The sequence below is a fragment of the bacterium genome, assembly GCA_023230585.1.
In the GTDB taxonomy this organism is placed as follows: domain Bacteria; phylum Ratteibacteria; class UBA8468; order B48-G9; family JAFGKM01; genus JALNXB01.
In genome coordinates this window covers 1-6,486 of the sequence record JALNXB010000082.1, presented here as the reverse complement: position 1 = coordinate 6,486, position 6,486 = coordinate 1, and the positions used below count along the sequence as shown (strand labels likewise).

The window sequence follows — 6,486 nt, the reverse complement described above, 5'->3', positions numbered from 1 at the left end:
ATTTATGTATTAATATGTATATTATTGTAAATAATATATTCACCCATAAAAAGAACCGGTTTTCTCCGTCCACCCTTCATTTTTCAGCATTTTGAAAAAACGGGCTTTTCGGAGCGGACTCATATATGAAATTTATCTCATATCTTAAATCATCCATATCTATAACTTACAATCAATATACGAAAATAAATGCTTTAAAAAACTTATGGTATTATACCTTTGAGACCTCATTGTGTGCAAATTTTTCAGAATATTGGGGTATAGACGAGGAGAAAGATACTATTGTTAGCTGCAAGTATCCAAAAATTGCAAATGAACTATCTAAAATAGAAATATTTATGCTGCAAGTCTGGAGGAGCCAGGTTTGCGGAGCTAACTTAGATTTTCCTTTCATGATATCTATTGACAGGCATTTTCAAAAGTGCTTTTTTATGTTTTTAAGACTTTCAATGGATATTTCCTTGTATCAAGAAGCAATCTTAATGAAATAGGATAGAGCATATTCACTCACAAAGTATTAACTTTGGACTTTATAAAAATCGGAATAAAACACAATGTCAGAAACCCAAACAAAGCAGTTTCAATATGAGATACAGGACTTTCAAGAGGATTGTGTAAACAATATTACTACAATTTTTGAAAGTCTTCGTCAAAACGTAAGTTTTAACGAGGTGTTCACGGAGCATCACGATAAGAATAACTATAATTTTCTGGTTAAAGATACAAGGAACATTGATGTTATGATGGAAACGGGAACAGGTAAAACTTTCACGTTTATCAAAACGATCTTTGAACTGAACAAAAACTTTGGATATAAGAAGTTTATTATTCTTATACCCTCTGTTCCTATTCGTGAGGGTACTAAAACCAACTTAGAGGACACCAAAGATTATTTCAAGAGCTATTATGCAAACGAAAGGGAAAAAGAAATTGAAGCTTTTACCTATGAGGGTGGAAATATTTCAGCAATAAGACAATTTATTGGCACATCGCATTTGTCGGTTTTAATAATGACACCCAGCTCATTCAGCCACAAAGACAATATCCTTAACAGACCATTAGAAAATGAACTTAACTCACCCGACCTCTTTACAACATCAGAAGAGCCAATAAAAAGCTACTTAGATGCGTTGAAAAGGCTGAATCCAATTGTAATTATGGATGAGCCACACCGATTTGAAGGAGATGCGTTCAAGAAATATTTCAAAGGGTTTGAGAATTATTATTTGCGCTTTGGGGCTACATTTCCAAAGAAGAAAAAGAGCCTGCCCTTATCCAATGTAGCCTATGTCTTAGACAGTATTTCTTCATTCAGACAAAGCTTAGTTAAAAAGATTGTAGTATATACGCAAGACGTTGTAGAGAGTGAAGATACACTTATTGGTATTGAGAAAGATGGCTCTAAAAATGTGGCTATTGTTCATACATTGACAAATGGAGTTGTTCTACCACGGAAATTAGGAGTTGGTTCTGTTTTTAATGGTAAAAGCATCAAGAGAGTAAACAAAGAGACAGTTGTTTTGGCAGATGACAGCATTGTTAGGGTTGAATACTCTTTAACAGATGAAGCTCTCCGAGCAATGATAAAGGAGACGATAAGAATACATCTGAAAAAAGAGAAAGCTTTGTTTGAGCAGGGAATTAAAGCACTTACTCTGTTTTTTATGGAGAGTGACACAAGCTTATTTCGTGGAGAAAACCCTAAGATTAAGACTTTCTTTGAAGAAGAATATCAGATACAGTACCGAGAGCTGTTGAACAAGCTTGATAAAACGAGCGAATATTACAAGTATCTGCAAAACGATTATGACAATAACAACGAATTGCAGGTGCATAAAGGCTACTTCTCGGGCGACAAAGGAAACAAAGATGAGAAAATTAGAGCAGGTGTCAATGAGATACTGCAAGATAAGAAGAAATTACTCTCATTTGAAAGCCCTACTCGCTTTATTTTCTCTATTTGGGCTTTGCAGGAGGGATGGGATAACCCCAATGTTTTCACCATTTGTAAGCTTTCTAACCAGGGAAGCGAAATTTCTAAACTACAACAAATTGGCCGTGGTTTGCGAATTTGTGTAAATCAGGATTTGCAACGTAATACACTAAACCACCTGGACGATAACCAAGAGGAGTTTTGGAAGATAAATAATTTGGATGTAGTTGTCTCCGGGAAAGAACAGGGCTTTGTAGAAGCAATTCAGAATGAAATATTAAGTAACTCATTCCTTATTGCCGAAATATTTACCGAACAGGAACTCAAAAAGCTTTTAAAAGAAAAAGGTGGTTTTGATGACCTTACTGTTCGCAATCTATACCGATTGTTAGAACGTGAAGAAATGATTGTATTTAAGGCAATCGTTGATGGAATTGATGTGTTTGACAAATCACCCGATTTTGCCAAAATCCTTAAAGGACAGGATCTGCCCGAAGAACAGAAAAAAATAATAGAAAGCTTGTTTGCCTTTGATGCTAAAACTTATGTACAGAGGGCTGAAAACAAAAAGGATAAAAAGAAAGTATTTATTAAGTCGGCACACTTAAAAGAGTTTCAAAAGCTTTGGAACACCATCAATAAAAATGCTTTTTATGTATTGGATACCCTGATCGAAGAGCAGGAGAAACAGCTGATTCAGAACATTAGAACGCAAATAGAAGAAGTAAACATTGATGAGATACTTCTACAAACAATAAGGGCAGAATTAAATGTAGAGAGGATTGGTGAACAGGGTGCAATCACAGAAAAGCTAATTGATACCGTATCACATAGAAGCAAAGTTGATTATTTGGGGTTGGTGCAGTCGCTCTCAAACAAGACTAAAACACCACTCTCTTTTGTGGTAAAGGTTTTCAATGCACTAAGTGATGATTTTAAAAACAAGATGCTTTGTAATAACCCTGAGCAGGCACAAAGAGAGATAGCCGAAATTATAAATAGAAATTTAGTAGCTATGCTCAAAGCCAATATTCATTACGATGGAATGAGCGGTAAAGTGATGCCCAATGTGTTTAAGTCTGAGAATGGCAAAACATACCTGGACATTGGAAGCACAGGTAAATTTCAAAAAGATATTGAGGGTGGCTTTTCATTAAAGCCCAAATGGGTATTTGAAGAGGTGATTGAGTATGATAGTGATTTTGAACTGGAAATTGTAGAGCAAGACCCCGATATGGATAGTATAGAGATTTTCGGGAAACTGCCACGACTTAAAATTAAAACTCCATTGGGCGACTATAACCCTGATTTTTGCTACGCAATAAAAAGTACTGATGGAAATAAAGTGATTCTTGTAGTGGAAGCCAAAGGATATGATTCTTCTACAAAAATCCCTACAAGCGAAAAGGGAAAAACAGAGTTTGCTAAAAAATACTTTGAAGCTCTGAATGAGAATTACAAAAACGAGAAAATAAAAGTTTCATTTAAAGAACGTATCAATAGAACACAATTGGCAGCATTGATAAACAATTTATAATTGACGATGGAAAGTAAAGAAAGATTTATACAAGAGGGTTTCAAGGTCTTTAACAGCGAGAAAACAGAGAACAAACTGTTAGCTTTTCTGAAAGAAAACTACCCAAGCGTAATCAAGGACAATGAAATTGACCTGAATGAACTTAAAGCCATAGCCGGACTGCCCATTGATGAAAAAGTGAACGGATATGGACTTAATTTTGTTGGTAGAAATTTTGCACGTGGTAAATATGCACAGAAAACCGAAATGGAACTTCGGCTAAATACCAAAATGAGCAAAAATATAGATACCACCCAAAATCTGGTGCTAAAAGGGGATAACCTGGACAGTCTGAAAATCCTAAAAAACCACTATACCGGCAAGATAAAATGTATATACATAGACCCACCTTACAATACCACCAATGATGAGTTTATCTATCCTGACAGATTCAATAAGGAAGAAGCGGAAGTTTTAGGCTTAGTAAATCTGAGTGAAGATGACTTTGCTCGCATGGATTTTAGTTTTAGAACCAAAAGAAGTCATAATGGTTGGTTAGCTTTCATGTACCCTCGTTTATTATTAGCAAGGGATCTGTTGAGCCAAGATGGTGCTATATTTATTAGTATTGATGACAATGAGCAAGCAAATTTAAAGCTACTTTGTGATGATGTTTTTGGAGAAGAAAACTTTATATCTCAAATTATAATTCAATCAAACAAGAGAGGTCAAACTTACAAGCAAATAGCCAAGACACATGAATATCTTCTAGTATATGTAAAATCAGAGAAAACTATTCTAAATGAACTGGAAAAAGAGCTTTCAGGAGGTGTGAAAACTGATGATATTGGTGATTTTACAGAAAGGGAGTTAAGGAACAGGAATCCTAAGTTTGGTCGATTTAATCGCCCAAATTTGTATTACCCTATTTATGTAAACACAAAAGAAATAGATAGAAATGGGTATTCTCCCATCTCCTTAGAAATGTCAGGAGATTTCAATGTGCAAGTTGTCCCTTTAAATAGCGAACAAGAAGAAAGTTGTTGGCGTTGGGGCACCAAGAAATTAGAAAACAATATTGGTGAGACAACATTAAATAGTAACATAGTAGCCCGAATTAAAACCACAGGAGAATATGGTATATATGAAAAATATAGGAAAGACACTTTTAAGGCAAAAACTATATGGTTTGAAGAGTTAGAGCTATCTAGTGGAGATGAAGAAGAAGATGGAATTTGGGATGAAACAGGGGTGATTACAGAGCAAGGTTCAACAGAGCTAAGAAAGCTTGATATGGGGGATGCTTTCGACTTCCCCAAGCCTACATATCTATTGAAAAAGATATTAAATATTGGCTCTGATATCGACTCGATATGTTTAGATTTCTTTGCCGGGAGTGGAACCACAGGTGAGGCAGTCATGGAGCTAAACAAAGATGGGGGTAAAAGAAAATTTATTCTTTGTCAACTAGATGAACTCATAGATGAAAACAAACCCGCTTATCAATTCTGTGAGGACAATGGTTTAGAGCCAGTCATTTCCAGCATAACGATAGAGAGGTTAAGGCGAGCAAGTGAAAAAATTGCAGCAGAAATAGAAGAAGAAAACAATGAAGCAGGCATGTTTGAAGAGGATAAAAAAGAAATTCCGGATATTGGTTTCAAGGTTTTTGATAGTATAAAAGCCCCTAAATTAGAGGTGGAAGATGGACAAATCATTTTCCCGGAATTGAGCGATGATGTTCTCAGTCGTATATACAATATGATTTTTACGGTTGGTTTAGATGAACCTACCCAAGTGCCGGAAGAAGTTGTAAAAGATTGTATTTACAAAATCGGCAAACACTACTATATCACCAATAGCGAGAAAATCAGTAAAGAAGATTATGCCGATGCTATCAAAAATGGAAAAGTCTTTATTGATGGCTGGACAGCGAGCCTAAACGGCACGTTACAGCATTACAAGGAAGATGTAAAGATTGTGTTTTAAGTTTCATGGAGGGCAGGCTAACTGCCTTAAACAGCTTATAGAAAAGAAAGAGATTGAACTGCAATTTGAAAAATGATATTTTTGGGGTTTTCCTAAATAAATAAAACAGAAAACTCCCTAAACGGTATTATCTTTGCAGTAAAGAAATAAAAGCGGAAATATCCGCAAAACATATTGGAATAGTATTCACGGTATTACCCTGTTTCGAAATCTGGCAATTTCAAATGTCCATGGGTAATAAGCGAGGATGCTCCATGTCGTATAGACGTGGAGCTACTGCTTATTTGGACAATGGCTTGCCAGAGCCTCGAAACGGATAAGTTAGTAGTCTCCACGTCTTCTTTTTTTGTCGTGGAACTCAAATTAAAGTTAAGAGTTATATGGCAGAAAATTTACTTTACTAGGAAAGCATTGATTTTATCTCAAAAAATATCGATGCACAAAATTCAGATATCCCCAAACATCTGTTAGAGTTTTGGTTTATGTCGGAATTAGTCGATGATATTTACAGAAACTCTTACAGCCTGATTCCCTATTTGTGCTTTTTGCATACCTTCAAAACCTATTATCAAACATTAGGGATAAAAAGAGAAGTCTCATTAATTGCATATTCCGGTGATGTTGACCCCCTATCCGGGATGTTGACCCCCTCCGTTCTCCCGGAGGGCACTCCGAAGGTCATCCTTTTTTGATTCATCAAAAAAGGCAAAGACAAAATTATCGTTTTTTTCTTCTCATAGAGTCTCCTTTTTTATGGAAAGCTTTCCATAAAAAAGGTTATGACAACAAATTAATTATGTAAAGTCCAGTGCAAAGCATATTGATTATTGGCATATTACAGGTATACTTCACATTTGGACTTTACATAATATTCATCTCTTACCTACCAAGTCCTTTGAGCCATGAGATCAAGTCATTATTATCAACCCATTCTCCAATAACACCAGAAGGAGTGAGATTTTCAAATGCCTTTTCGATAGCCTCTCTTTTCTGTTTCGAGTCGGCTCGCGCGTATATCTCGGTCGTTTAATCCTAAATTTAGGATTAT

At 35.6% G+C, this 6,486-nt stretch carries 2 protein-coding genes; both read left to right on the top strand.

The genetic code is table 11. From position 1 onward, the window contains the following. Nucleotides 1-554: 554 nt before the first annotated feature. Complete coding sequence (locus M0P98_08860; GenBank protein ID MCK9266959.1) at nt 555-3,470, top strand: DEAD/DEAH box helicase family protein; 2,916 nt, start codon at nt 555-557, stop codon at nt 3,468-3,470. A gap of 6 nt (nt 3,471-3,476) precedes the next feature. Continuing rightward, nucleotides 3,477-5,438, top strand: coding sequence for a site-specific DNA-methyltransferase (locus tag M0P98_08855; GenBank protein ID MCK9266958.1), 1,962 nt, complete (start codon nt 3,477-3,479; stop codon nt 5,436-5,438). Nucleotides 5,439-6,486 lie beyond the last annotated feature (1,048 nt).

Bases quoted from the DNA above. Each gene is read 5' to 3' on its own strand.
- M0P98_08860 (MCK9266959.1), top strand. From the start codon at position 555: ATGTCAGAAACCCAAACAAAGCAGTTTCAATATGAGATACAGGACTTT.
- M0P98_08855 (MCK9266958.1), top strand. From the start codon at position 3,477: ATGGAAAGTAAAGAAAGATTTATACAAGAGGGTTTCAAGGTCTTTAAC.